This window comes from Borborobacter arsenicus (assembly GCF_003934165.1).
In the GTDB taxonomy this organism is placed as follows: Bacteria; Pseudomonadota; Alphaproteobacteria; order Rhizobiales; family Rhizobiaceae; genus Pseudaminobacter; species Pseudaminobacter arsenicus.
Genome location: NZ_RKST01000001.1, coordinates 293,745 through 317,033, shown reverse-complemented (window position 1 = coordinate 317,033; position 23,289 = coordinate 293,745). Strand labels below are relative to the sequence as shown.

The 23,289-nt window shown below is 60.3% G+C and carries 16 protein-coding genes; 10 read left to right on the top strand and 6 right to left on the bottom strand.

Annotated elements, in window-relative coordinates:
- The first annotated feature begins 129 nt into the window (after positions 1–129).
- Positions 130–3,411: a DUF3971 domain-containing protein gene (locus tag EET67_RS09055; protein ID WP_245450820.1), complete on the top strand. Its 3,282-nt coding sequence runs from the start codon at positions 130–132 to the stop codon at positions 3,409–3,411.
- An 11-nt stretch (positions 3,412–3,422) separates the two neighbouring features.
- Here EET67_RS09055 and tyrS read toward each other — a convergent pair whose 3' ends face one another.
- Positions 3,423–4,676 carry a tyrosine--tRNA ligase gene (tyrS, locus tag EET67_RS09050; protein ID WP_128625817.1) on the bottom strand — a complete coding sequence of 418 codons (1,254 nt, stop codon included), beginning with the start codon at positions 4,674–4,676 and terminating at the stop codon, positions 3,423–3,425.
- A 99-nt stretch (positions 4,677–4,775) separates the two neighbouring features.
- Between tyrS and EET67_RS09045 the strand changes: the two genes are divergently transcribed.
- The gene (locus tag EET67_RS09045; RefSeq protein WP_128625816.1) at positions 4,776–5,924 is read left to right on the top strand and encodes an anhydro-N-acetylmuramic acid kinase; all 1,149 of its coding nucleotides are present in this window, start codon (positions 4,776–4,778) and stop codon (positions 5,922–5,924) included.
- Between the two features lie 22 nt (positions 5,925–5,946).
- On the opposite strand, the gene EET67_RS09040 is transcribed toward EET67_RS09045, so the two are convergent.
- The 3 genes from EET67_RS09040 to EET67_RS09030 form a co-directional block, all read right to left on the bottom strand.
- A complete protein-coding gene (locus EET67_RS09040) occupies positions 5,947–6,900 on the bottom strand; it encodes a ring-cleaving dioxygenase (RefSeq protein WP_128625815.1) in 954 nt (317 codons plus the stop codon).
- A 129-nt stretch (positions 6,901–7,029) separates the two neighbouring features.
- The gene (locus EET67_RS09035; RefSeq protein ID WP_128625814.1) at positions 7,030–8,667 is read right to left on the bottom strand and encodes a GMC oxidoreductase; all 1,638 of its coding nucleotides are present in this window, start codon (positions 8,665–8,667) and stop codon (positions 7,030–7,032) included.
- Between the two features lie 314 nt (positions 8,668–8,981).
- Positions 8,982–10,172: a glycosyltransferase gene (locus tag EET67_RS09030; RefSeq protein WP_128625813.1), complete on the bottom strand. Its 1,191-nt coding sequence runs from the start codon at positions 10,170–10,172 to the stop codon at positions 8,982–8,984.
- 445 nt (positions 10,173–10,617) lie between these two features.
- Between EET67_RS09030 and EET67_RS09025 the strand changes: the two genes are divergently transcribed.
- The 5 genes from EET67_RS09025 to EET67_RS09005 all read left to right on the top strand — a co-directional run bounded on the left by EET67_RS09025 (position 10,618) and on the right by EET67_RS09005 (position 17,480).
- The gene (locus EET67_RS09025; protein WP_165899845.1) at positions 10,618–11,928 is read left to right on the top strand and encodes a polysaccharide biosynthesis/export family protein; all 1,311 of its coding nucleotides are present in this window, start codon (positions 10,618–10,620) and stop codon (positions 11,926–11,928) included.
- 64 nt (positions 11,929–11,992) lie between these two features.
- The gene (locus EET67_RS09020) at positions 11,993–14,386 is read left to right on the top strand and encodes a GumC family protein (protein ID WP_165899844.1); all 2,394 of its coding nucleotides are present in this window, start codon (positions 11,993–11,995) and stop codon (positions 14,384–14,386) included.
- Positions 14,383–15,318 (top strand): glycosyltransferase family 2 protein, encoded by a 936-nt coding sequence (locus EET67_RS09015; RefSeq protein WP_128625810.1) that lies wholly within the window; start codon positions 14,383–14,385, stop codon positions 15,316–15,318. The genes EET67_RS09020 and EET67_RS09015 overlap by 4 nt, the downstream gene beginning before the upstream one ends.
- Before the next feature lie 3 nt (positions 15,319–15,321).
- Positions 15,322–16,635 carry a glycosyltransferase family 4 protein gene (locus EET67_RS09010; protein ID WP_128625809.1) on the top strand — a complete coding sequence of 438 codons (1,314 nt, stop codon included), beginning with the start codon at positions 15,322–15,324 and terminating at the stop codon, positions 16,633–16,635.
- A gap of 257 nt (positions 16,636–16,892) precedes the next feature.
- Positions 16,893–17,480, top strand: coding sequence for a sugar transferase (locus EET67_RS09005; RefSeq protein ID WP_245450818.1), 588 nt, complete (start codon positions 16,893–16,895; stop codon positions 17,478–17,480).
- Positions 17,481–17,489: 9 nt separating this feature from the next.
- Here EET67_RS09005 and EET67_RS09000 read toward each other — a convergent pair whose 3' ends face one another.
- Positions 17,490–17,879 (bottom strand): hypothetical protein, encoded by a 390-nt coding sequence (locus EET67_RS09000; protein ID WP_128625807.1) that lies wholly within the window; start codon positions 17,877–17,879, stop codon positions 17,490–17,492.
- Here EET67_RS09000 and EET67_RS08995 point away from each other — a divergent pair.
- Both EET67_RS08995 and EET67_RS08990 read left to right on the top strand, forming a co-directional pair.
- Positions 17,869–19,377, top strand: coding sequence for an oligosaccharide flippase family protein (locus tag EET67_RS08995; RefSeq protein ID WP_128625806.1), 1,509 nt, complete (start codon positions 17,869–17,871; stop codon positions 19,375–19,377). The genes EET67_RS09000 and EET67_RS08995 overlap by 11 nt on opposite strands.
- A 3-nt stretch (positions 19,378–19,380) precedes the next feature.
- Positions 19,381–20,232: a TIGR04325 family methyltransferase gene (locus EET67_RS08990; RefSeq protein ID WP_245450816.1), complete on the top strand. Its 852-nt coding sequence runs from the start codon at positions 19,381–19,383 to the stop codon at positions 20,230–20,232.
- A gap of 7 nt (positions 20,233–20,239) precedes the next feature.
- Here the strand turns inward: EET67_RS08990 and EET67_RS08985 are convergent, their stop codons facing one another.
- Entirely contained in the window at positions 20,240–21,901 is a 1,662-nt protein-coding gene (locus tag EET67_RS08985) for a GMC oxidoreductase (RefSeq protein ID WP_128625805.1), read from the bottom strand.
- A gap of 224 nt (positions 21,902–22,125) precedes the next feature.
- Here EET67_RS08985 and EET67_RS08980 point away from each other — a divergent pair, with 224 nt between their 5' ends.
- The gene (locus EET67_RS08980; RefSeq protein ID WP_128625804.1) at positions 22,126–23,286 is read left to right on the top strand and encodes a DegT/DnrJ/EryC1/StrS family aminotransferase; all 1,161 of its coding nucleotides are present in this window, start codon (positions 22,126–22,128) and stop codon (positions 23,284–23,286) included.
- The last annotated feature ends 3 nt before the right edge of the window (positions 23,287–23,289 follow it).

The window sequence follows — 23,289 nt, the reverse complement described above, 5'->3', positions numbered from 1 at the left end:
CAACGTGTGGGCCAAGAGCTAGAAAAGCACGAAAAGATACGTTTTCGGCGTGACGAGATCAAAGATCTTGGCGCGTTCCCGTCGGCGGTAGGTGTGGCACGCAAACGCCGTGGGCTCATGCGGCGCGCAATGCGGGTTGTCGTTGGGGCGGTCGCGATAGCAGCCACCGTCACGGGATTGCTTGCCGGCATTGTTTTCCTGGTCGGTATTTCAGGTCTGGGCACGGAGCGGCTGCGCGCGCAGGCCGAGAGCGCCATAGAGGTCATTGCGGGCACAGATGTCAGCCTTGCCATGGGGCCGACAGGCATTTCGCTCGACGGTCCGCGCCTTGTCGCGCTCGATGTGCGTGATTTGAGCGTGAAGGCGGCCGATGGCGCAAGCGTCGTCGATGCCGGCCAGGTGCGCTTCGGCCTGCGTTTCCTGCCGCTTCTGTCGGGCGATGTCCGTCTGGGCAGCGCCAGGATTTCCGATGCGCGGATTGCGATAGCGGCGATGCCGCTGGCCGACCGCGGCGATTGGACGGCGGTCCTGAAGAACAGCGAAGGGTTGATCGATCCGGACAAGCTGGCGAAGCTGATCTTCGGGCAGGTTCACCGGGTTCTCGATGCGCTGAATGCCGGTTCGACGCGCCGAATCGAGTTGGAGAACGTCGAATTTGCCCTTCCCGAGGAGGGGCAGGTGCGGGTTGTCCACATCGTTAGCGCCGATCTTTCCGAATCCGAACCGGGCATTCTGGCCTTTGCGGCCGAGATCGCGGTCGACGGAAGGACAATGACGTTGGGCGGAACCGCGGCTCGAGACATCGTTTCGCGCCGCATCTCCCGGCTCGATATGGCGGTAAACGCGCCTTCGCTCGAACCCGTCGCCAGCGAGGCGCCGGGAACTGGCGGCAACAGGAGCGAGATGGGGGCCTTCGACATCAAGATCACCGGCCGCGAAGGCATCGGCGACGACGCCGACCGCCTGTCGGCCGCGCTGCGACTGGACGCAGTGTTGGACCTTGGTAAGGAAGGCGTGTTTTCGGGGAGCGTTGATCTCGATGCTTCCCTGGTCGAAGGAACGAACAAGATCGAACTCGACAGGTTGCGTGTGGTGAGCGGCCGCACCGACCTGGAATTCAACGGCGCCATCGGCCCAAAGCCGCCCAGTGGCGAGGCCGGCGAGAAACCGGTCTATCGCTATGAACTGGTCACTACCCGTACCAGGCTGGCGCCGGAGGAATCGCCCGAGCCGGCGCTTGCCTTCCTGGCACGTATCCGGGGCGTCTATGATGCAGATGTAAATCTGGTTAAGGCCGACGACATCGCGATCAAGAGCGGGCAGGGCGAGGCACTGGGCCGGGCCTCGCTGGAATTTTCGCCAGGCAATGCACCGGGAATCATGCTTGCCTTTACCGTCCACGACATGCCTGTTTCCCACGCCAAGCAGCTATGGCCGTGGTTTGCCGCCCATGGCGCGAGAAAATGGGTGCTCGACCACTTGTTTGGCGGGCGGGTGCTTGATGGTCAGATCCATTTTCAGGTCGTTCCGGCACGGCTCGGCAACGGCATTCCACTCTCGGCCGAGGAAGTGTCGGGGCGTTTCGAGGTGGACGATACGCGTTTCGACACGGCCGGGCTGATCCCGCCGGTGCGCGATGCCGTGGGCGTGATCGAATTCCACGGCAATGATGTCGATATCTCGCTGTCGACCGGCACCGTCTACATGCCGAGCGGACGCTCGGTTGCAGCCACCAGAGGCACGCTGCGCATCGAACACGCCAATCGCCCGCCATTGATCGGCCTGCTGGACATGGACGTGGTCGGCGATGCCGATGCCATTACGGAACTGGCCTCCTACGAGCCGATCAACGCCATGCGCCATGTCGGGCTCAAGCCTGAACATTTCAGCGGACAGGTGAGCGGCAACGTCAAGGCGCAGATACCGCTGCAGAAAGGTATCGATGCCAGCAAGCTGACCTGGCGCGTGGCGCTTGACTACAAGGGCTTGACGCTAACCGAGGCGCTGGATGGCCAGAAGCTGAGCGAGGCCGATGGCACGATCGTCGTGGAGCCCGCCCAGGCGCTGATCAACGCCAAGGGCAAGCTCAACGGCGTGCCAGCCGAGATATCCATGGTCGAGCCGTTGCGGCAGGATGGGCCGGAGCGCCAGCGCAAGGTGCAGCTTGTTCTCGACGATGCGGCACGCAAGGCAGTCGCGCCGGGGCTCAACGCCCTGGTTTCGGGCACGGTTCGGGTCGATCTTGACGCAACCGGCAAAGGCGAGCGTAACGTCACGGCCGACCTTACCGGTGCTAGGCTTGATATCCCCTGGGTCGGCTGGTCGAAGGGGACGGGCATCAAGGCGGATGTCAGTTTTAAGCTCAAAACGGCGGATGGCGTTTCCACGCTTTCGAACTTTCTGCTGGAGGGGAAATCCTTTGCCATTGGCGGAGCGGTAACGCTTGCGGATGGCGAACTGGCGTCGGCCAAGTTCACCAATGTCAGGTTGAACCGCGGCGACGATGTTGCCGTAGCAATCGAGCGCAAGGGAAAATCCTATGCCGTGCAGGTCAATGGCAGCGCCTTTGATGCCCGTTCGATCATCAAGCAGTTTACATCCAGCACCGGGGCAGGCGGCCGGTCCACCGAAAGCCCCGCGGTTTCACTCGGTCTTGAGGTGAAGACGATCACCGGCTTTGGCGGCGAAAAACTGTCCAACGTCAAGCTCAGCTACAACGGTAAGGGTGCACGGCTGGATGGTCTCGACGCTACCGCCGCTCTTGGCTCGGGTGCCGCACTCTCGGTGCGCAGCAGCACGCGGGAGGCCGGCCGGCGCGGGCTGCAGATGCAATCTGCCGATGCGGGCGCGATCTTGCGCTTCCTGAACGTTTACGAGCACATGGAAGGCGGCGTCATAAAACTTGCGCTGGCGGCGGAGGGCAACGGACCGATGCGCGGCCAGGTCGATGCACGCGATTTCTGGCTCGTCAACGAGCCCAAGCTTGCCTCGATCGTCTCGACAACCCCGCCCGGAGATCAGCGCAGCCTCAATCAGGCAGTCAAGCGCGACATCGATACATCGCGGGTGCAGTTCGAACGTGGCGCAGCGCGTCTCGAAAAAGGTGACGGCTATTTGAAAATCGAAAACGGCGTATTGCGCGGCCCCTTAATCGGGACCACCTTCCAGGGAACCCTTTACGATCCGGACGGCAACATGGCCATGACCGGAACCTTCATGCCGGCCTATGGCCTCAACCGGCTTTTCGGAGAGCTTCCGCTGGTCGGGCTGATCCTTGGCAATGGCCGCGACCGGGGCCTGATCGGCGTGACCTACAAGCTTGCCGGCAAGGCTAAGTCGCCGACGCTGCAGATCAACCCGCTATCGGTAATCGCACCGGGGATCTTCCGGTCGATCTTCGAGTTCCAGTAACGCGGTCGCCTTTATACCGGCCGCACCAATATGTGCTTCTTCTTGCCGAGCGACAGTTTCAGTACCCCGTCGCCGGTGAGGTCGGCCGATGTCACCGCGCGCCGGTCGTCGGTGATCGGCGTGTCGTTGAGGCGTACCGCGCCGCCCTGAATATGACGGCGGGCCTCGCCATTCGAACCGGCAAGCCCGGCATTGACGAACAGGGTGAGGATGCCGATGCCGGCCTGCAAATCGTCCTTGCCGATCTCGACCGTCGGCAGCGTATCGGCAAGCGCGCCTTCCTCGAAGGTCTTGCGGGCGGTTTCCGCTGCCTGTTCGGCAGCCTCGCGACCGTGCAGCATCGCGGTCACCTCGGTGGCGAGCACCTTCTTGGCATCGTTGATCTCGGCGCCGCCAAGCTTGCCGAGCCGTGCGATCTCGTCCATCGGCAAGGTCGTGTAGAGATTCAGGAAGCGCTCGACGTCGGCGTCCTCGGTGTTGCGCCAATATTGCCAGAAGTCATAGGGCGAGAGCATGTCGGCATTGAGCCAGACCGCGCCATTCATCGACTTGCCCATCTTGGCGCCCGAGGCGGTGGTGAGCAAGGGCGAGGTCAGCGCATAGAGCTGCGGCGTGCCCAGCCGGTGGCCAAGGTCGATGCCGTTGACGATGTTGCCCCACTGGTCCGAACCGCCCATTTGCAGACGCAGGCCATAGCGCTTGTTCAGTTCCACGAAGTCATAGGCCTGCAGGATCATGTAGTTGAATTCGAGGAACGACAGTGATTGCTCGCGATCCAGCCTCTGCTTGACCGAATCGAAGGCCAGCATGCGGTTGACCGAGAAGTGCTGGCCGACGTCGCGCAGAAATTCCAGATAGTTCAGTGGCAGCAGCCACTCCGCATTATTGACCATCAGCGCATCGCGCGGACCGTCGCCGAAGGTCAGGTAGTTGGCAAACACCTTCTTGATGCCGTCTATATTGGCCTGAATGGTTTCTGGCGTCATCAGCTTGCGCGCCTCGTCCTTGAAGGACGGATCGCCGACCATGCCTGTGCCGCCGCCCATCAGCGCGACCGGCCGGTGGCCGGTCTTCTGCATCCAATGCAGCATCATGATCTGGATCAACCCGCCGGCATGCAGGCTGGATGCCGTCGGATCGAAGCCGATATAGGCCGAGACGGTTTCGGTTGCGAACAGTTTGTCGAGCCCGGCATCGTCGGATGTCTGGTGAATGAAGCCGCGCTCGGAAAGGATGCGCAGGAAATCGGATTTGAAGCTGGACATTCTCTGTTTCCCGAAACACCGCGGCGCATCGGGCCGTGGTAAGTGTGGTTCCGGCCGTTTAGCATCCGCCGCCAGGGAATCACAAGAACGGCACGAGAAATGGCGACAATCTGCGCAATCGGCCTGATGAGCGGCACCTCGATGGACGGCATCGACGTCGCGATACTGAAAACGGACGGGGTGAGCGCAATCGAGGCCGGACCCTCGTTGTTCGTGCCTTACGAAGCTGAATTCCGCAAGCGTATCGAGGCATCGCTGGAAACTGCCCGGCAAATCGTGAAGCGGCAGGAGCGACCGGGCGAACTCGTCGAGCTCGAACATGAAATCACCATCCGCCATGCACGCGCTGTCGAGGCATTCCTGAGTTCCTCTGCCGGCGATTGGGGCAGGCCGGAGGTCATCGGCTTTCACGGCCAGACGGTTTTGCACCGGCCGCAAGCCGGTATCACTGTGCAATTGGGCGACGGGGCGCTGCTGGCGCGGCAAACCGGCCTGCCGGTCGTTTACGATATGCGCGCCAACGATATGGCGCATGGCGGGCAGGGCGCGCCGCTGGTGCCGGCTTACCATGACGCCCTAGCGCGCTGCCTGCCCGAACCTTATGCCGGTGGCTTTCCCGTCGTGTTCGTCAATATCGGCGGGATTTCGAACATCACCTATGTGCCGGCAGCTGGCGATCCCATCGCCTTCGATACCGGCCCGGGCAATGCACTTATCGACCAATGGGTGTTGCGCGAGGGTGGGGTTCCATTCGACGCGGATGGCGCGATCGCCAGCGAGGGCCATGTCGTGGCCGGAGTGGTCGAGCGCTATATGGCGGCCCCCTTCTTCCTTAAATCCGGGCCGAAATCGCTCGACCGCAATGATTTCACGCTGGCTCTCGCGGAGGGCCTGGAATTGTCGGACGGCGCACGCACACTGGCCGCCGTTTCGGCCAAAGCGATCCTGAAAGCTACCGAGCACATGCCGGAGCCGCCTCGATTGTGGATCGTGTGCGGCGGCGGCCGTAAAAACCCTCATATCGTCGGCGATCTGCGCACAGGTGCTGAAAAGATGGGTGCCACCGTTATCGTGGCCGAAGACGCCGGCCTCGACGGAGATGCGACCGAGGCGGAAGCCTGGGCCTTCCTTGCCGTTCGTTCGTTGAAGGGGTTGCCGCTGACTTTCCCGACCACCACAGGCTGCCACGAAGCGGTGACCGGCGGCATTCTGGCCCAGCCGGATAAAATGGGCCTGCCCGGGGGGTGAAATCCCAGGCAGGCTGTTTGCATCAGGACAAGGGTTTCAAATTGCGCTCGATCCAGTCGCGCTTTCCTTCAAGGAAGGGCGGCAGCGAGAGGCTTTCGCCCAGGGTTTCGAGCGGTTCGTCCACGGCAAAGCCGGGTCCGTCCGTTGCGATCTCGAACAATATGCCGTTCGGCTCGCGGAAATAGAGCGAGCGGAAGTAGTAGCGTTCGACCTCGCCGCTCGAGGGCAGGCGGAAGTCGCGAAGCCGCTGTGTCCACTGATGCAGCGTTTCCTGATCCGGAGCGCGGAACGCGACATGATGCACGGCACCGGCACCCTGACCAGCAACCGGCAACCCTGGCTGGACGGCAACATGAAGCTCGGCCGCCGGCCCGCCATTGCCCATCTCGAAGACATGGATCTGGCCTTCGCCATCGGGCGAGGAATAGTCACGCACCTTGCGCATGTTCATCACCTGCGTCAGCACCGCCTCGGTATTGGCGATATCAGGCACGCTGATGGTGATCGGCCCCAGGCCCCTGATCTGGTGTTCGGCCGGGATCGGGCTTTTGTCCCAGGGGTGGGATTGGCCGATACCGCCATCGTCGATCAGGCGCAGGCGCTGCCCTTCGGGGTCCTCGAAATCCAGCGCCTTATGACCGCCGATATCGGTGATTTCGCCGGTCTTGACGCCATTTTCCGTCAAGTGGTCATTCCACCATTTCAGGCTCGCCTCGCTGCCAACCCGCAGGCCGGTACGGGCAATGCTGTGGGTCCCGCGCCGTTCTGGGGCTACGGGCCAGTCGAAGAAGGTAAGGTCGCTGCCGGGTGTGGCTTCGCCGTCGGCGTAGAACAGATGATAGGCGCTGGTATCGTCCTGGTTCACCGTTTTCTTGACCAGGCGCATGCCCAGTATCTTGGTATAGAAATGAAGGTTGCCGGGCGCATTGGCGGTAATGGCAGTGAGATGGTGAATTCCTGTCAGTTGCAAGCTCATGGCTACCTCCTGGAAAAATGCGAGAAGTGTCGTCCCTGCATATCTGCAGTCAACACGTCTGATGGAAGAGAGCACCACAAGACAGTCTGTAGTCAAATCGCGAACGATCAAGGGCTGTAGGTTCGTGACCTAAACTTGCACGCCTGAAAGATGGGCGGCGAGCCGCAATGCGAATGCGACGATGGAAAATGTCGGGTTTGCGCTGCCGGTGGTCGGGAAGACGCTGCTCGACGCGATATAAAGATTGCGAATTTGATGCACCCGGCATGACTCATCCACGACGCCCTCCTGCGGATCGGTTTTCATCCGCGTCGTTCCGGCCTGGTGGTAGCCGTCGGTGGCGATGTCCATGATGGCTGCAAGGCGCTCCTTGAGCGGATACCAATAGTCGAGATAGCCGCGTCCGGTCATCCGCAGTTCGTGATCCAGAATTTCATGGGCGCGCAGTACGGAACGGGCGTCCTGATCGGTAAAGCGAAAGTCGATCTTCAATGTCGGCTCGCCAAAGCGGTCGAACTGATCCGCCAAACGGATGCGACTTTCCGGGTTCGGCACCTGCTCGGCGTGATAGCGCAGCGTGTAGCGGCCCGCATTGTTGCCGATGAGGACGGGTATCTTGGTCTCCTGCAGGAATTGCTGCAGGATCATCTTGATGTCCTTGACCGTGCGCATAGGCGCGCGCAGCGTATTGCCGACATGTTTCCATCGCTGCGGCGACGGTGGCACGTTTGAATGGCTGGACAGCCTTCGCGAGAAGAAGCGCTGCCCGGTCAATGGATTGGACAGGCACAGATTGATGAGCGAGAGCGCGCCGTTCATGTGCCGGTGATCGCCGATGGCAGGGTTGCGCAACATGAAGGCGGTGTTGAGGAGACCTTCCCGTTTCTGGACGCCTTCCTTGATCTTGATACGCCGTAGCGCATACACCTTTCTTGAATCCGGCTGGAACAGGAAATCCACCGAATCCTTGGGATCATTGAAGACGATCGTGGAGATTTCGCCGGCGATATGACCCATATAATAGCGGCCGAGCGGACCGCTATCGCCGCCCAATAAATGCGGGAACGACCGTTGCAGGTTCAAGAGGAGATGGGTCGTTCGCACCCCTCCGCCTGCCAGCACAAAAAAACGCGCCTTCTGCGTTTCCGTCGCGCCGCCCAGCGAATTCCTGATATTGAGGCCGGATACTGTGCTTCCAGACACATCCATCTCGATGCCGGTCACGGTCTTGCCGACACATAGCAGAATGTTTGGCGACCGTTCGAGACGGTTGCGATAGCGGTTGGCGAGGTTCGAGGAGGTGGAGAACCGGCCTATATGGTCGACATTGCAGGAAGCGAGATCTTCCCACCCGGACAGGGCGCGGAAAAAATTCGGACTGCCGCAGGCGAGGAACTTGGCGGCAGCGCCATGCCAGGCTGCAATGTCCTTGTAGCCGATCGGCCATCCCGAATGCGGGACGTGGTCGCGCGGCTCGAAATCGATACGATCGAAGGGGATGCACTCACCGCCCCAGGCCCAGGAGGTCCCCCCAAGCGCCTGTCTTGTGACGACGTTCATTTGCCCGTGACGAAGCTTGTCGAGAATATCGGTTGCTTCCGACACGAGTCCGGTTGATCGAGGCTGGAGACCACCTGCCTCGATCATGATGATGGAAAGGCCTCTCGCCTCGCATTCAAGCGCCACGGCAAGGCCAGCCGGTCCTGCTCCGGCAATACAAACGTCAAACGATCGTCCGTCTTTCGGAAGCTCTGAAGCGATTGTCATTGGGGGTCCGCATCTCGACGCGCATTCATGAAACTCATGACAAAAATACGATATTATAAAGGCTTGCCGTATATAACGGCCAACGCAACCAGCGCCCGCGACATGGGCGCAGCACCGTGCATCGATACATGCTCCGCGCCAGAAATCGATTGAGATTTTGGGAGCTATACGTTGGGAGTATCCGGTTCATTCGGATGTAGGAATCGGGCTGAGGAGATAGAGCATTTTGGGTCGGTTCTCTCCGACGCAATCAGGACGGGCAGCGCGCTATTCAACGGAAGGAGCGTGGTGCGCCTCGAATTCTAACAACGGTTTCACTGAACGAGTGCTGCATTAGGCCCGGACGACAAGCCTTCGAATTGTTCATGCGCCCAGTATTCGGTCAAAGATGCGCTGTTGTGCGCCTTTTGGGAGGCGCGCCGGTCAAGTTCGACCTCCACGATCGTGCGCATCTTGCCTTTGAACTCTTCTGCGCTGAACTGCTGGGCATGCTGTCTTATCAGCAGCGGTTCGAACTGGCCTTCCATGGCTTCGAAATATTCAATCGCCTGCAACAGACCTTCGGTCGACTGGTCCTCGAACAGTACTCCGGTCTTGTTGGGTATTATCGTGTCCATCACGCCGCCGCGACCATAGGCGATAACCGGTCGGCCGCTGGCCATGGCTTCCACCGGGGTGATGCCGAAATCTTCCTCGCCCGGAAAGACAAGGGCGCGGCATTGGGACAAAAGTTCCTTCAGCTTATTGAACGGCACCCGGCCCAGGAAGGTGATATTGGGCGTTGCCGTTGCTTTCAATCGTGCCATTTCCTCGCCTTCGCCGACGACGACCAGTTTCTTCCCGTTAAGCTTGAATGCCTCGACGGCGAGGTCGACACGCTTGTATCGAACCAGTTGTCCCGCACAGAGGTAAAAGTCGCCGCTTACTTCGGCGGGCAGGAAATTCTGGACCTGGACAGGCGGGCTGACGACTTTCGAACTGCGCCGGTAATATTTTGCGATCCGATGTTGCACATGGTGGGAATTGGCGACGAACACGTCCACACGCGCGCTCGTCGACACATCCCATTGGCGCAGGCGCGGGGCAAAGAGCGGCATCAGCGCCCGTGAAACCGTGCCGGAATTCGCGCGGTAGGTGTGATAGTGATCCCACACATAGCGCATGGGCGAGTGGCAGTAGCAGATATGCACGGCGTCGGGTGCCGGAATGATGCCCTTTGCCGGACCGGATTCGCTTGAGATCACCAGATCGTAGCTCGACAGGTCGAAGCTCTCGAGCGCGAACGGCATCAGCGGCAGCAGTTTCTTGTAATGGGCGACGGCACCGGGAATCCGTTGCAGGAATGACGGTGTTATCTTGTGACGTTTCAGTTTTTCGGAGATTTTCTTCTCGTCATAGACAAGCGTGAAAATGTCGGCTTGCGGATAAAGATCGCTCAGCGCTTCCAGCACCTGCTCTCCACCGCGCATTGACACCAGCCAATAATGGACAAAAGCAACTCTCACCGTGCCACCCCTCGATTAAGTGCGGGGCAGCATAGGTGCGGCGTCGATGCCAGGAAAAGTTGGGAAAACAGTATATTGCGAGGTCAAGCGACCGAACCGGCTCATCCTAACGAAGGTGAAGGGCTTACCGCAGTTGTCTCAATCTGCCCCTAACGTCGTAGGTCTCTCATGGGGGCAGCAACTGCTGCTCCGAACTGGGTAGCACGAGCGTCATCGCTTTGGATTTTCCTTCGGCGTTGTTGGGTCCCGCATGTTTGCCAACGCCTGCTTGGTATGCCGGCGGCCACGGCCAGCCAGTATGGACAGGCTCCATGTTCGGCACATGGTTGGAAGGGGTAGACGGTACGCCTTATTGGGTGCGGGGCGTCGTATTGACCGGTTCGCGACCTCGCTCCTAGGCTCGGCTCGTATAGTTGTGGGCCATGTGAGCCTTGGGGCGCCCGAGATGCCGGTTATAGGCACGAACATATCGCTTGGATTTATGCGCCGGCTTGGCATGCTATGCGCATTGGCCATGCTGGCCTTCGCCTCCGTGACAATGGCCGCTCCCGCCGATGAGGATTTCCGGCTATTGCCGCAAACCCGTCTGCGTATCGTCGTGCTGGAGTGGATCGCTTCCACCGGCGATTACAAGGAATGGACCGTCCTCAACGGCGAATACACCGTTTCCAATGCGGGCGAGATTTCTGTTCCCCTGATCGGCACGCTGAGAGCTGTCGGGAGCACGCCGTCGGAACTTGCCTCCGATATCGGCAACGGCCTGAAGGAGCGTACCGGGCTGATGCAGGCGCCCGATGCCACCGTCCAGGTCGTGGCCTATCCGCCAATATTCGTGACCGGCCATGTCGAACGTCCCGGCGAATATGCCTACACCCCCGGCTTGACCGTCTTGAAGGCCGTGGCATTGGCGGGTGGACGGGCGCGACGCCGCGACGGCACGGGCCTGGACGTCGAAGTCGATCAGATTCGCTATTATGGCGAGTTGCAGAAAACCGAGATCGACCTTCCGCGCATGCAGGCGCGGCGCGCACGGCTGCAGGCGGAGCTGAACGATCAGGCCGATATCGCGTTCCCGAATGAACTGCTTGCCGCTCAAGGCGACGTCAAAGAGATACTCAATGAAGAAAAGAGCATCTTTGTCGCGCGGGCGGAGGCGTTCAAGCGTCAGCTCGACTCCCTTGATGAGCTGCGCATCCTGCTCACCAATGAAACGAAGGTGCTGGCCGAGAAGATTGCCAGCATGGATCGCCAGATCAAGATTGCGCAAGACGAGTTGAACGACGTCTCGGCGCTTGCCCAGAAGGGCACCGTTACGCGCTCGCGCGAATCTGAAATGGAGCGCCTGCTGGCCGGCCTGCAAAGCGACCGGCTGGATCTGGCGCTGGCTTCCATGCGTGCAAGCCAGAAGATCAGCGAGACGGAACGCGAGGCCACCACGCTGAAGGGGCAGCGCCGGACCGAGATCACCAAGGATCTGCAGTCGGTTCAGGCCGACATGGAGCAGCTGATATTGAAGCGCCAGAACACCCAGGCCGTGTTGATAGCGACCGGGGCGGCAGTGCTGCGGCAGTCCAAGGGTGCGGCCATGGACGATGTGCCGCTCAACTTCACCATCATCCGTAACAGCGGGAAGGAAGAGCTACCTTCCTCGGAGGCCGCGCAGTTGCTGCCTGGAGATGTGCTGAAGGTCGATCTGGTGGCGCCGCCAGCCGAAACGTCTTCGATCGAACCGGCAAGGTCCGTATCGACGGAATGAGTGTGGCCGGCAATACGCGGCCGCATCGAGCGAGGTGTGAATGGTAGTGCAGGACATACGCAAGATGACGGCAGCGGATCGTGCGGGCGCGGCCGGGCAATATCTGACATTTCGCGACATCTGGGCGTTCCTGCGCCGCCACATGGTGCTGATCGGCGTGGTCAGCATCGCCGGTCTCGGTTTTGGGGTGGTCTATATGCTCAAGACCCCGCCCTCCTACACGGCAATCGCGCGTCTGGTCATCGATCCCGAGCAGGCGCGTATCACTTCGCAAGACGCCTATACCGGAACGATCATCATCGAGGCCGCCGAGGTGGCCAGCAAGGTGGAGATCGTCAAGTCGGAAGCGATCGCGCTTTCCGTCATCCGTCAGTTGAAGCTGACGGAAGACCCAGAGATTTTCGAAAACACCTCTTGGCGAGCAAGTCTCCGCAAATTGGTGACGGGCGTCATGTCCATTTTCGAACCGGAGAGCGAGGAGGCGGACACCAACACGACCATCGACGAAGAGGACCTGATGCGCCGGGCCATGGCTGGCTTTCTGTCGCGGGTTTCGGTGCGGCGCGTTGGACAATCTTATGTTCTGGAGATCGGCTACACCTCCAATGACGGTGCCAAGGCAGCGCGTACCGCCAATGCGATCGCCAACGCCTATATAAAAACCGGCATGAACGCCAAGTCGGAAGCTGCCCGAAGCGGTGCTGACTGGCTCGAAGGACGGCTGATCGAAGTCGGACGCCAGGCGAAGAAGGCGGCACTTGCGGTCGAGGAGTTCCGGGGGCGCAACAATATTCCGCAGATTGGCGCCACCTCGTCGCTGGAACAGCAGCAGGTATCGGAGATCAACTCGCAACTTCTGGCCGCCAAGGCCAACACTGCGGCAGAAGCTGCGAAGCTTTCGACCATCAACCGCCTCGTCAGCGGGGGCCTCCCGGATGGCTATGTCGATGATGCGCTGAAAAGCACGTCGATCTACAAGCTACGCGACGATGCGCTGGCAGCGACCACCAGGCTGAATATCTTGAAAAGCCGCTATGGAGAGGACGGTGCGGCCGTTCAGGCTGCCGAGCGCGAGATTGCCGCTTTCCAGCAGGAAATCCGCAATGAGCTTTTGCGGATACAGTCAGTCTACAAGGCAAATGTCGAAACCGCGAAAACTCGCGAGCGTCTTCTGGAACAAGACTTCAACATGATCGTGGCATCTGGCTCCGAAAAGAACATGGCCAGAGTCGAGCTTGCCGAATTGGAAAGCCGTGCCAGCACCTACAGGCGCATGTATGAAAGTGTGCTGCAGCAGCTCATGTCGACGTTGCAGAAGGAATCCTTTCCTGTCGGCGATGCCCGTATTGTGACTGCCGCCACGACCCCCTTCACCAAGACCTGGCCGAAAAGCAGCATCGTCATGCCGTTCTCGCTCGCCCTTGGCATGATATTCGGACTTCTGGCGGCCGGGACGCGCGAACTGACCGACCGGCGGATCGGCGAGGGTGGACGGCTGGGCCGGGAGCTCGGCCTTCAATCTCTGGGGCATGTTCCGCGGGTGAACCTGCTGCCGCACCAGGGTCCGCAAATGCTTCAGCCCGTCGGCAAGCTGCCGGTCGCCAACACCGCCATGCCGGAAACGCGCCTTCTGCGGCGCGTGCTTGACTCGCCTTATTCACACTTTGCCGAAGCGCTGCGAGGTATCAAGAACGCGATTGATTCCGCCTTCTTGTCGAATGACGTGAAGGTGATCGGGGTCACGTCGGTGGCAAGCGGCGAAGGCAAGACCACGATCGCCACCAATCTGGCTCAGCTTTATCTCAATGAAGGCGTGCCGACAGTCCTGGTCGATGCCAATTTCCAGGACGCGCATCTGAGCAATCTTGCAACCCGTAGCAGCCATGAATTGAATCTGACGCTTACGCCGGTACCGCCGTCCCTGCAGGAGGCCTCGACCAGGCGCCTGCGTCATCCGCAATATCATGGCGAGCGTGGGGGGATCGAAACTGCCGAAATTCAGGCGGAGACAATCAAGGGACAGCCTGCCTTAGCTTCGGCTCTACCCGACTGCGCACTCCTGCCGCTTGTGACTGTCGGGCAGATCAGGAACGCGGCTGATCCGCACCATAAATACGGCCACCTTCCGGCGCTGAAGACCACGCTGGAAGGCCTGCGTCGCCAATACAAGGTCGTCATCGTTGATCTTGCCGCCTTTGAGGGGTCGGCGGATGCGCAAAGCGCCGCCTCCTACACCGACGCCGTGCTGCTGGTTTTGGGTAATCCCAAGAAGATGACGCTCGATCGCTTGAGCGATGCCCTGGTCGGATATGGCAAGGCCAGGGTGAGCATTCTCGGTGCGATCCTCAATCGCAGCGGTGACGCAAGTTCAACCCGCCGGAGGGGCTGGTCGATAAGGCGCCTCTGGCACAACAGGAGCATGCGGCCCGGCAAGCAGAAACGGAGCGCGTCGCGATGATCGAACTTCCCAACGATCATTGGTGCGCAAACGGTTATGCCCCACGGCTGAACCTGGCGATCGGCATTGCCACCACCGGCCGGCGCGATATTCTTCAGGCGGTGCTGCCCTATCTCGCGGCGCAAACCCGGGCGCCAGACGCAATCGTCATCTGTGTTGCCGCCGACACCGATATCGACAAATCGACGGTTTTGCGCCTCGACCTGCCGATCCGCATCATCAAGGCGGAACGCGGCCTGTGCCGGCAGCGCAATGCAATCATCAGCAGTGTGCCGGATGCGGATGTGCTGCTTTTTCTCGACGATGATTTTCTGCTGACGCCGAACTATCTGATGGAAGTGGAGCGTGTTTTCCTCGATGCGCCCGATGTGGTCGTCTGCACCGGAACGGTCGAGGCCGATGGCATCACCGGTCCGGGCATTCCGGTTTCGGAAGGCGTCAGGATCATCGATGTAGCGTCGCGTGGGCCGGGCAGTTCGCCATCGATGATGCCGATCTACAACGCATATGGCTGCAATATGGCCCTGCGCATGCGCATCGTCCGGCATGTCGGCCTGAAATTCGACGAGAACCTGCCGCTCTATGGATGGCTGGAAGATGTCGATTTCAGTCGGCAGATGGCACGTTTCGGCAAGATCGTGCGTTCCGGCGCGTTGAGAGGGGTACATCTCGGCACCAAGCGCGGGCGCACCTCGGGGATCAAGCTGGGCTATTCGCAAATTGCCAATCCGCTTTATCTGATGCGCAAGCGCACGATGAGCGCGCGCCATGCCGGGGTCCAGATATTCCGCAACGTGGTGGCCAATCTTGTGAAGGCGGCACAGCCGGAATCCTGGGTCGACCGAAGGGGGCGGCTGAGAGGCAATCTGCGCGCCTTTGTCGATCTCCTGCGCGGGCGGCTCGCCCCACAGAACATCCTCACGCTGGAATAGCACATGACCGCGCGGCGCCCCGATCGTGTCGTGGTCATCAATGATCGATCCGCGCCGGTGGGCGGCGCTTCCCATCTTTCGCAGCTTTCCGCGAGGCTGATCGAGGAGCGGGGTGTGCCGGTGACCTTCATAGCCGGCGATACGCCCGTTTCGGGCCAGCATCGCTTCGAAGTGCTGGGCGCCGGTGGGGCGACACTTCTCCAGCAAAGCCGCGTCTCTGCGTTTTCCAACGGTCTGTACAATCGCGCGGCGTTCCGCTTGCTCGCCGACTTCATTGACAGCCGCGACACCGATGCGACCTTGTACCATGTCCATGGCTGGTCGAAGATCCTGTCGCCGTCGATCTTCCGTGCGCTGGCAGGTGTCAGGCAGCGCGTGGTGCTGCATGCGCATGATTATTTCCTTGCCTGCCCCAATGGCGGCTTTGCCCATTATCCGGATCGCCATGTCTGCGAGCTGGTGCCGATGTCGGCAAGGTGCCTGGCTACACAATGCGACAAGCGCGGCTATTCGCAAAAGCTGTGGCGTTCGGCGCGGCACGCATTGCGCCAGAACCTGTTCGACTTGCGCAACAAGGCTGCCAATATCGTCGTCGTCCACGAGGCCATGATCCGCTATTTCGAGCGGGCGGGGGTCGCTTGCAACGACATCACGGCAATCCGGAACCCGTTCGAGCCATTGCTTGCGAGCCAGGCAAGCCCCTGGCTGGCCAGCGATTTCTTCTTCATCGGACGGCTAGAACCGGAAAAAGGCTTTGAAGACGCCGCCGAGGCGGCAAGGCGCGCCGGTGTCGGCCTGCAGGTAATTGGCGACGGCGATGGCCGCGAACTGCTTGAACGTAAATATCAGTCCGTTGTCATTCACGGCTGGAAATCCAAGGCCGAACTGGCTCGCCTCGTTACCGGCGCTCGTGCAGTCGTCGTCTCCTCGCGCGTGCCCGAACCCTTCAGCCTGGCGGCGGTCGAGGCTGTTGGCAGCGGAATTCCGGTCATCCTGCCAGCCGAAGCGCTGATTGCCAGCGACATGATCGGCGCCCATTGCGGGCTCACATTCCGGGCTGGCGATATCGGGTCGCTCGCCGCAGCGATGTCGAGGCTGGCCGCAAGCGACGATCTGGTGCGCGAGATGAGCGCAAACGGCTTTCGGGAGGCTGCCCGGCTGGGAAACAGCCCGCAGCGTTGGGGCGATTCGCTGCTGTCGCTCTATAGCCGGATACTGGACAGCAAGGGTGAGCTTTCGCCGGCGAATGAAGTTGAAAGGGCGAGGGTAGGCCCTAACCCTTTTGGGCAATGTGCTAGTTCATCTGGAAGTACATGAATACCCTATATGAATATTACAGTTAATTCCTCGTTATTACTATGAAATCAAATAATATAAGTTATCCGCTTTAGCGACATAATGAATAGACAGAACGATAAGTTTACCCATCGAGAGCGCTTTGTTATCTGTGATAAGGGTTGAGTCTTTTTGGACAGGGGTGCTTGATGCTTGCCATTCCAGATCGTGTTGATGGATCAGACCTCCGCTCGACCCGGCAGAAAGGCCGGACCGGCTACGCGACCGCTAAACGGCTCATGGACGTTTTATTTTCGTTCGCAGCTCTGGTCTTCCTGCTTCCGGCGATTGCGGTAATTGCCTTGGCCTTGCTGATCCAGGACGGCCGCCCGATCTTTTACAGGCACAGGCGTATTGGCCGCGATGGCCGTGAGTTCGGGTGCCTGAAGTTCCGCACCATGCGTCGCGATGCCGACGCGGTGCTAGCCGACTTGCTCAAGCGCGATGAAGCCGTTCGACAGGAATGGGCCGAAAACCAGAAATTGAAGCAGGACCCAAGGGTTCACCGCGTTGGACAATTCCTGCGCAACACAAGCCTTGACGAGATTCCCCAGTTTCTCAACGTGTTGCGTGGCGAGATGAGCATTGTCGGGCCACGTCCGATCATCACCGACGAGGTGCCGCATTACGGCGAGAACTTCGTTTTCTACCTGTCGATGACTCCGGGCGTCACCGGCCTGTGGCAGGTCAGTCGCCGCAGCGACACGTCCTATTCGGCGCGGGTGGCCTTTGATGTCGATTACTTTCGCGCCCGCTCGATCAATCTCGATCTCAAGATCATGTTGCAGACGGTCGCGATCGTCCTGTTTGCGAGGAATGTCGGGTGAAGCGACGCCTCACGCCATTACAACCGCCATCACGATGCCCAGCCAGACGATCAGGCAAAAGACGATGACCAGCCAGCGGCCCATAAGTTTCGACATCATGCTGCCGGGTGGCGTCGGCGCCTTCATGCGACCAGGATCACCTTTTTTCGTTGGGGCGGAGGGTCTGCGCGAGCGAATCAAATCCAGCATTTCACCACCTGTTGAAACCAAAATACATGCGATCTCTCGTGGTTCCAACCGCTCCGGGAAAAGAACCATAGCGCAATTCCAGGAAGGTCCTGATCCTAACTCCTGGCTGGAATTCATGAACAGCAACATCCGGGACGGATTGCCGAGCCAATAGGCCGGCATCGGTTCCAGCCCGGTTCGGGCAGCAGCGGGACAGAGAATGGCGGACATGCTGGATGGCGAGGCTTACGAAACCCGGCCGGTAAAAGAAGGGTCCAGGGAGCGTATTTCGGCCTTGGCCGGAAGCGGATTGTGGAATGCCGCCTCGAAGGTGGTATCGCAGACTTCCCAGCTCGCAGCGTTCCTGGCGGCGGCGAGCATCTTGTCTCCCACCGAGTTCGGCTATTTCGCCTTCGGGTCTGCGGTGGCCATCCTGCTTGTCGTGCTTGCGGAGGCCGGTTGGGCCGAATTCGTCATGAAGACGGATGACCGGCCGGAGACGGTCAATCAGGTCGCATCGGCCTCGCTCGTTACAGGACTTGCCTTCACGTTCATCGCTCTCGCCGTGGCCGCCATCATGCACTGGTATTTTCAGGCGAGCATGGAGGCCACCCTTCTTGCCATGTTCAGTGCATGGATTCTGCCGGCGGCGCTGGTCACCACCTATGATGGGATTCTCGTCTTCAGGAACCGGCTGCGCGACCAGGCGATCATCAGGATGACGGGGGAGATCGTCGGGCTAGGCGTCGCGATAGGCGGCCTGCTGCTTGGCTATGGCATATTCTCGCTGGTCGCCTCGCGGCTCACGACGCAACTTATCAACCTGGCCGGCTGCACCATCGCGCTGCGCTGGCTGCCGTCCTTCAACCTCCGGCGGCCCTTCACCTTCGAGTTGTTCGAATTCTCACGCCACATACTTGCCAGCCGAATGGTCACCTTCTTCAGATCCTATGCGGCGACGCTTGCCGTCGGCAGCTTTCTTGGCATGGCGGAAGCGGGCTATTTCCGCGCCGCCGAACGGATCGTCGCTGCCTTTTCCGAGCTGCTGGGCGATCCCGCCCGCATGATCGGCTGGATCGTCTTCCGCCGGGCCATTGAACGCGAAACGACCGATGGCAAGGGGACCCAGCTCACCCAGGCGGGCAACACTATACTGACGCTTCTTCTGGCCATAGCCGCGCCGGTTTATCTGGGCCTTCCGCTGGTTGCCGACGGTCTGGTCTATTTTGCGCTGGGACCGGAATGGCAGCCGGCCGTGATCGTCATCTGCATCCTTTCGATCAAGCAATTGCTGCTCATCCCCAGCTATGTCACCGAGCCGCTGCTGTCGGTCACCGGCAATGTGCGGCACATCCCGCCGATATCGCTTTTGAACGGCGCGGTCTCCGTGCTGCTGATCGTCGTCCTGTCGCCATTCGGTCTGCTGGCGGTCGCGCTTGGCCAAAGCCTCGCAGCGGTGGTCGCGCTGGCTACCACGATATGGCTTCAAACCCGCTACGGCCGGTTGAACTGGCCGCAGATCCTGCGCCACAGCGCCTTCATCGTCGTTGCCATCGCCGCCATGGTGGCTGCAGTCTACGGTCTGACCGCCTTTGCCTTGACGCGTGAATTCAAGCCGGCATCGACGATGGCCCTGCAGATCCTCGTCGGCGTGGTGATCTATTGCGGCGCGATGATCGTGCTCAAGCCCGCTTCGTTCCGTTCCTTCTGGCTGCTGAGAAAAGGATAGGCGATGAGCGACAACAGCGCTGCGAACGTGCTCAAATCACGCGCTGGCATCCGCCCTCAGGTGATGGCAAGCGTGAAAAGCCTTGTGCACGGAGCACGCTCGGCCCTCATGCCTGCACGCATGGTCGTGGGGCGGTTGAAGTTGCTGTCGCCCTTGCCGCGGCGGTTCTCCGGGGCTTATGCATCTCACGCCCAGGCGCTGTCGTCACCGGCCGCCGGCCGGCTCGCCGGATATGATCACGACGAGATTGCCGAGGTCTCTTTCGAAAAGATGTGCCAGGTGATGGTCTGGGACTATCCGGTTCTGTTCTGGCTGGAGCGGCTGCTGCCGCAGATAGGCTGCCTTGTCGATGCAGGTGGCCATATGGGCACCAAGTTTCGGGCCTTCCGCCCGCTTCTGCCTCTCGACGGCGGGGTGAACTGGATCGTCTACGATCTGCCGGCGATCGTGCGTGCCGGGCGCGTGCAGGCAGCCAGGGACGGGCTGAACGGCCTCACCTTCACCGATGACCTCAAGACCGTCGAAGGCGCCGATCTATTCCTTGCCTCGGGCCTACTGCAATATCTGGATGTGCCTCTGAGCGATCTGTTGCGGCGCCTGCCATCGCTTCCCCGTCATCTCATCATCAACAAGCTTGCCGTACGGGAGGGCAAGACAGTGGTGACACTGGAGCGAATCGGCAAAGCCATGGTGCCGTATCAGATCCGCAACCGGCAGGATTTCATGGCGGAATTGGCCGGCCTCGGCTACCGCGTCGTCGATAGCTGGTCCATTCCGTCGCTTTCACATGTGATCGACACCCACCCGGAGCTTGGCGCCAGCCAGAGCATGGGGCTTTATCTCAGGCTGGATTGAATCAGCCTCATTGCCCAAGCCGGGACTTCAGGTGATCGGCCAGCCGGACCGCGAGCGCCACCACCATCAGCGTCGGATTGGCATGTCCTGGAGTCGGAAACACCGAGCTGCCGGCAATATACAGCCCTTCCACCCCGTGGACCTTGGCATTCTCGTCAACCACGCTTGTTTCGGGCGAGCGACCCATGCGGGTTGTGCCGGCGGGGTGGGCCATGTCGCTGAAATTGGCATTTTCCGGGGCGTCAGCTGCGATCCAATCGGCCAGATTGGGCCGGGGGAGCCCGATGCGGGCAAATTCCGAAGAGATTGTCCGCGCCAGGCGGGCCGCGCTCGCGATTTCCTGTGCCGAGATACGCCAATCTACCCGCGCCTGTCGGACGCCCAGCTTGTCCCGCTTCGCTGAGAGCGAAACCCGGCTGTCTGGATCGGGGCGCTGTTCGCTCATGCATTCGATCCGCATCTGGTCGAATTTATGCAGCACGCCCCGCTTCTTGACGAGGCGGCTATAGGCGCCGCGCGTGAGCATGCCCGGCGATGAGGCGATCGCCATTATATCGTTAAGCGCGGATTTGCTGGAGCGGTGGGCGAGCCGCCGCAGCGCTGACCAGGGATCGTCCTGCGCATGGGTTTTCGCAACGAAGGCAGCGCAGTTCAAAAGGCCTTCTTCCTCCTGCAGGCGCGGGCTCAGAGCCAAGCCATGAAGGTAGTAGTGAAGCTTTTCGGAGCCGACGAGCCCGTAAAAGCCGAACCGCTCCTGAATCATGCCAGCGGGGTCTTCAGGGAAATAGCCAAGGACGGTGCGGGGATGGTCGGCAAGGTAACGCCCGACGACATCGTGGCCGTTGCCGATACCTTGCGGGTTCTGCCGGTCCGATGCCAGCAGGAGACGCGCATTTTCGATACCGCCGGCGCAAAGGACGAGGAGCCTGGGCCGAACGATCACCCTGGAACCGTCGGCGGACCGGGCTTCCAGCGATATGATGTGCCCGGCCATATCGTCGGTGCGGATTTCGGTTACGGTGGCGTAGGTCAGGATCTGGACATTGGGCGCGTCGAGATGACCGTATTCGGCGGCAAAGCGCATAGGCTGCTTGGCCGAGCCGCGCGAATAGCTGAATTGCCAGAAAAACGGCCGCAGCAGAGCGGGATCGAATTTTGAATCCTCGGGCGGAGAATGAAGGAATTTGCGCAACCGCTCATCATAGATATTCGGTCCGAGATTGAGGATGTTCCCCGCGCGGTCCACATAGGGCGCAAGCTCCTTGCCCGATATCGGCCAGCCCGACTGAGGGATCCAGGGCCGGCAGGCATAGTCCATCTCATCGAAAGCGGCACATTTCCCCACCCAGGTATGGCTGCTGCCGCCGAGGATACGGTTGCGCAATTCGAAGGCCTGTATGTCGTTCAGCCATTCATATTCGCCCGTATAGCCACGATGGGGCGGGGGCGAATTCTTGCGCAGCCCTGGCTCGCCGATGTTTTCCACGGCGTTCAATTTCTGGATTGCCGGATCAAGTTCGATACCGCCGCTTTCCAGGATGAGGACATCCGTGTGTGACCCGGCGAATTCACGCGCGATGGTCATGCCCGAAGGACCCGAACCGATCAGAGCAAGATCAGTATCGACAACAGTGCCGGCCGGCAGCGTTCGAATATCTCGAATTTTCATTATTCTACTATGAACAACCGTAAACCGGTGTCAAAGGTCAAGCCTAACCCAGATTAGGTAGTTTTGGCCTACCCAAATGCACCAATGTTCCTCCCCCTAAGTTGGGGTGGATAGTTTGGCTTATATTTCATCTATTTATCAGTCATTTGCAGAAGAAATTTCCCTCGACTTCCCAGCTCGTGAGGAGCGGGGTTCGTCCGGAGCGGGCAAGCTGGAGCGCATAGATGGCAAGGGTGGGTTTTGCGGAGTGGATGGCGCTTGGCCGGGTCATCGCCAGCGGTCAGCTGGCACGCTATGGCGGCCAGAAACCCGGGCCGCTGGTGAAGTTCGAACATGATTTCGCAGCCAAGTTCGGCGTGAAGCATACGCTTGCCGTAGGCAATGGCACCGGCGCGCTGATCTGTTCGCTGGTTGCTGCTGGCGTCGGCCCCGGCGACGAGGTGCTGGTTCCTGCTTATACCTGGATTGCGACCGCTGCCGCGCCGCTGGCTGTTGGCGCTGTTCCGGTGCTCGTCGATGTCGATGAGACCCTGACGATGGACCCGGCCGATATCGTGCGCAAGCTGTCGCCGCACACCAAGGCGATCATCCCGGTCCATATGGCCAATATGGTCTGCGACATGGATGCCATTACGCGCATCGCTGAAGAGCATGACCTCATCGTGATCGAGGATGCCTGCCAGGCAGTGGGCGCCACTTACAAGGGCCGGCGCGTCGGTGCCATCGGCAATGCCGGCGCCTTCAGTTTCAACCAGTTCAAGAACATCAATATTGGCGAGGGCGGTGCCATTGTGACCAATGACGACCGCTATTTTGCCCGCGCACGTATGTATCACGATGTCGGCGCCGTCTTCCGCGGTCATCTGGATAACTACAACGAGCCGCATTTTCCCGGCGTCAATCTCAAGGCCAGCCAGTTGCAGGGCGCTATGCTCAACGTCCAGCTTGCCAAGCTCGACCCGATGATCGAGCGCATGCGCAAGCGCTATCGCAAGATGTCCAGCATCCTTTCCACCTCGAAGAAATTCAGGGTCGGGCCGCATAATGATGTCGAGAACGCCATCGGCCTGCATGTCATCTTCGACACGGCTGACGAGGCAATCGCCTTTGCCAAGCAGAACCGGCGCGGCGTCTACCGCATCCTCGATTCCAGCCGGCACGTCTATACCAATTGGCAGCCGGTGCTCGAGCAGCGTGGCGTGCATCCGCACATGAACCCCTATTCCTGGGCTCCGCGCAAAATCGACTATTCGGAAGGCTCATGCGCAAAGACGCTCGACCTGCTGGGCAGGACATGCCGTATCACGCTTGGCGAACAATATCCGCTGCCGATGATGGCGGTATTGGCCAAGCGTATGGTCAGTGGCTTCGATCGGCTGCATTGACCG

What these genes read in the sequence shown, in the direction of transcription:
- EET67_RS09055 (WP_245450820.1), top strand. Translation starts at nt 130, where the DNA reads ATGCGGGTTGTCGTTGGGGCGGTCGCGATAGCAGCCACCGTCACGGGA.
- tyrS (WP_128625817.1), bottom strand. Translation starts at nt 4,676, where the DNA reads ATGTCCAGCTTCAAATCCGATTTCCTGCGCATCCTTTCCGAGCGCGGC.
- EET67_RS09045 (WP_128625816.1), top strand. Translation starts at nt 4,776, where the DNA reads ATGGCGACAATCTGCGCAATCGGCCTGATGAGCGGCACCTCGATGGAC.
- EET67_RS09040 (WP_128625815.1), bottom strand. Translation starts at nt 6,900, where the DNA reads ATGAGCTTGCAACTGACAGGAATTCACCATCTCACTGCCATTACCGCC.
- EET67_RS09035 (WP_128625814.1), bottom strand. Translation starts at nt 8,667, where the DNA reads ATGACAATCGCTTCAGAGCTTCCGAAAGACGGACGATCGTTTGACGTT.
- EET67_RS09025 (WP_165899845.1), top strand. Translation starts at nt 10,618, where the DNA reads ATGCCGGTTATAGGCACGAACATATCGCTTGGATTTATGCGCCGGCTT.
- EET67_RS09020 (WP_165899844.1), top strand. Translation starts at nt 11,993, where the DNA reads ATGACGGCAGCGGATCGTGCGGGCGCGGCCGGGCAATATCTGACATTT.
- EET67_RS09015 (WP_128625810.1), top strand. Translation starts at nt 14,383, where the DNA reads ATGATCGAACTTCCCAACGATCATTGGTGCGCAAACGGTTATGCCCCA.
- EET67_RS09010 (WP_128625809.1), top strand. Translation starts at nt 15,322, where the DNA reads ATGACCGCGCGGCGCCCCGATCGTGTCGTGGTCATCAATGATCGATCC.
- EET67_RS09005 (WP_245450818.1), top strand. Translation starts at nt 16,893, where the DNA reads ATGGACGTTTTATTTTCGTTCGCAGCTCTGGTCTTCCTGCTTCCGGCG.
- EET67_RS08995 (WP_128625806.1), top strand. Translation starts at nt 17,869, where the DNA reads ATGGCGGACATGCTGGATGGCGAGGCTTACGAAACCCGGCCGGTAAAA.
- EET67_RS09000 (WP_128625807.1), bottom strand. Translation starts at nt 17,879, where the DNA reads ATGTCCGCCATTCTCTGTCCCGCTGCTGCCCGAACCGGGCTGGAACCG.
- EET67_RS08990 (WP_245450816.1), top strand. Translation starts at nt 19,381, where the DNA reads ATGAGCGACAACAGCGCTGCGAACGTGCTCAAATCACGCGCTGGCATC.
- EET67_RS08985 (WP_128625805.1), bottom strand. Translation starts at nt 21,901, where the DNA reads ATGAAAATTCGAGATATTCGAACGCTGCCGGCCGGCACTGTTGTCGAT.
- EET67_RS08980 (WP_128625804.1), top strand. Translation starts at nt 22,126, where the DNA reads ATGGCAAGGGTGGGTTTTGCGGAGTGGATGGCGCTTGGCCGGGTCATC.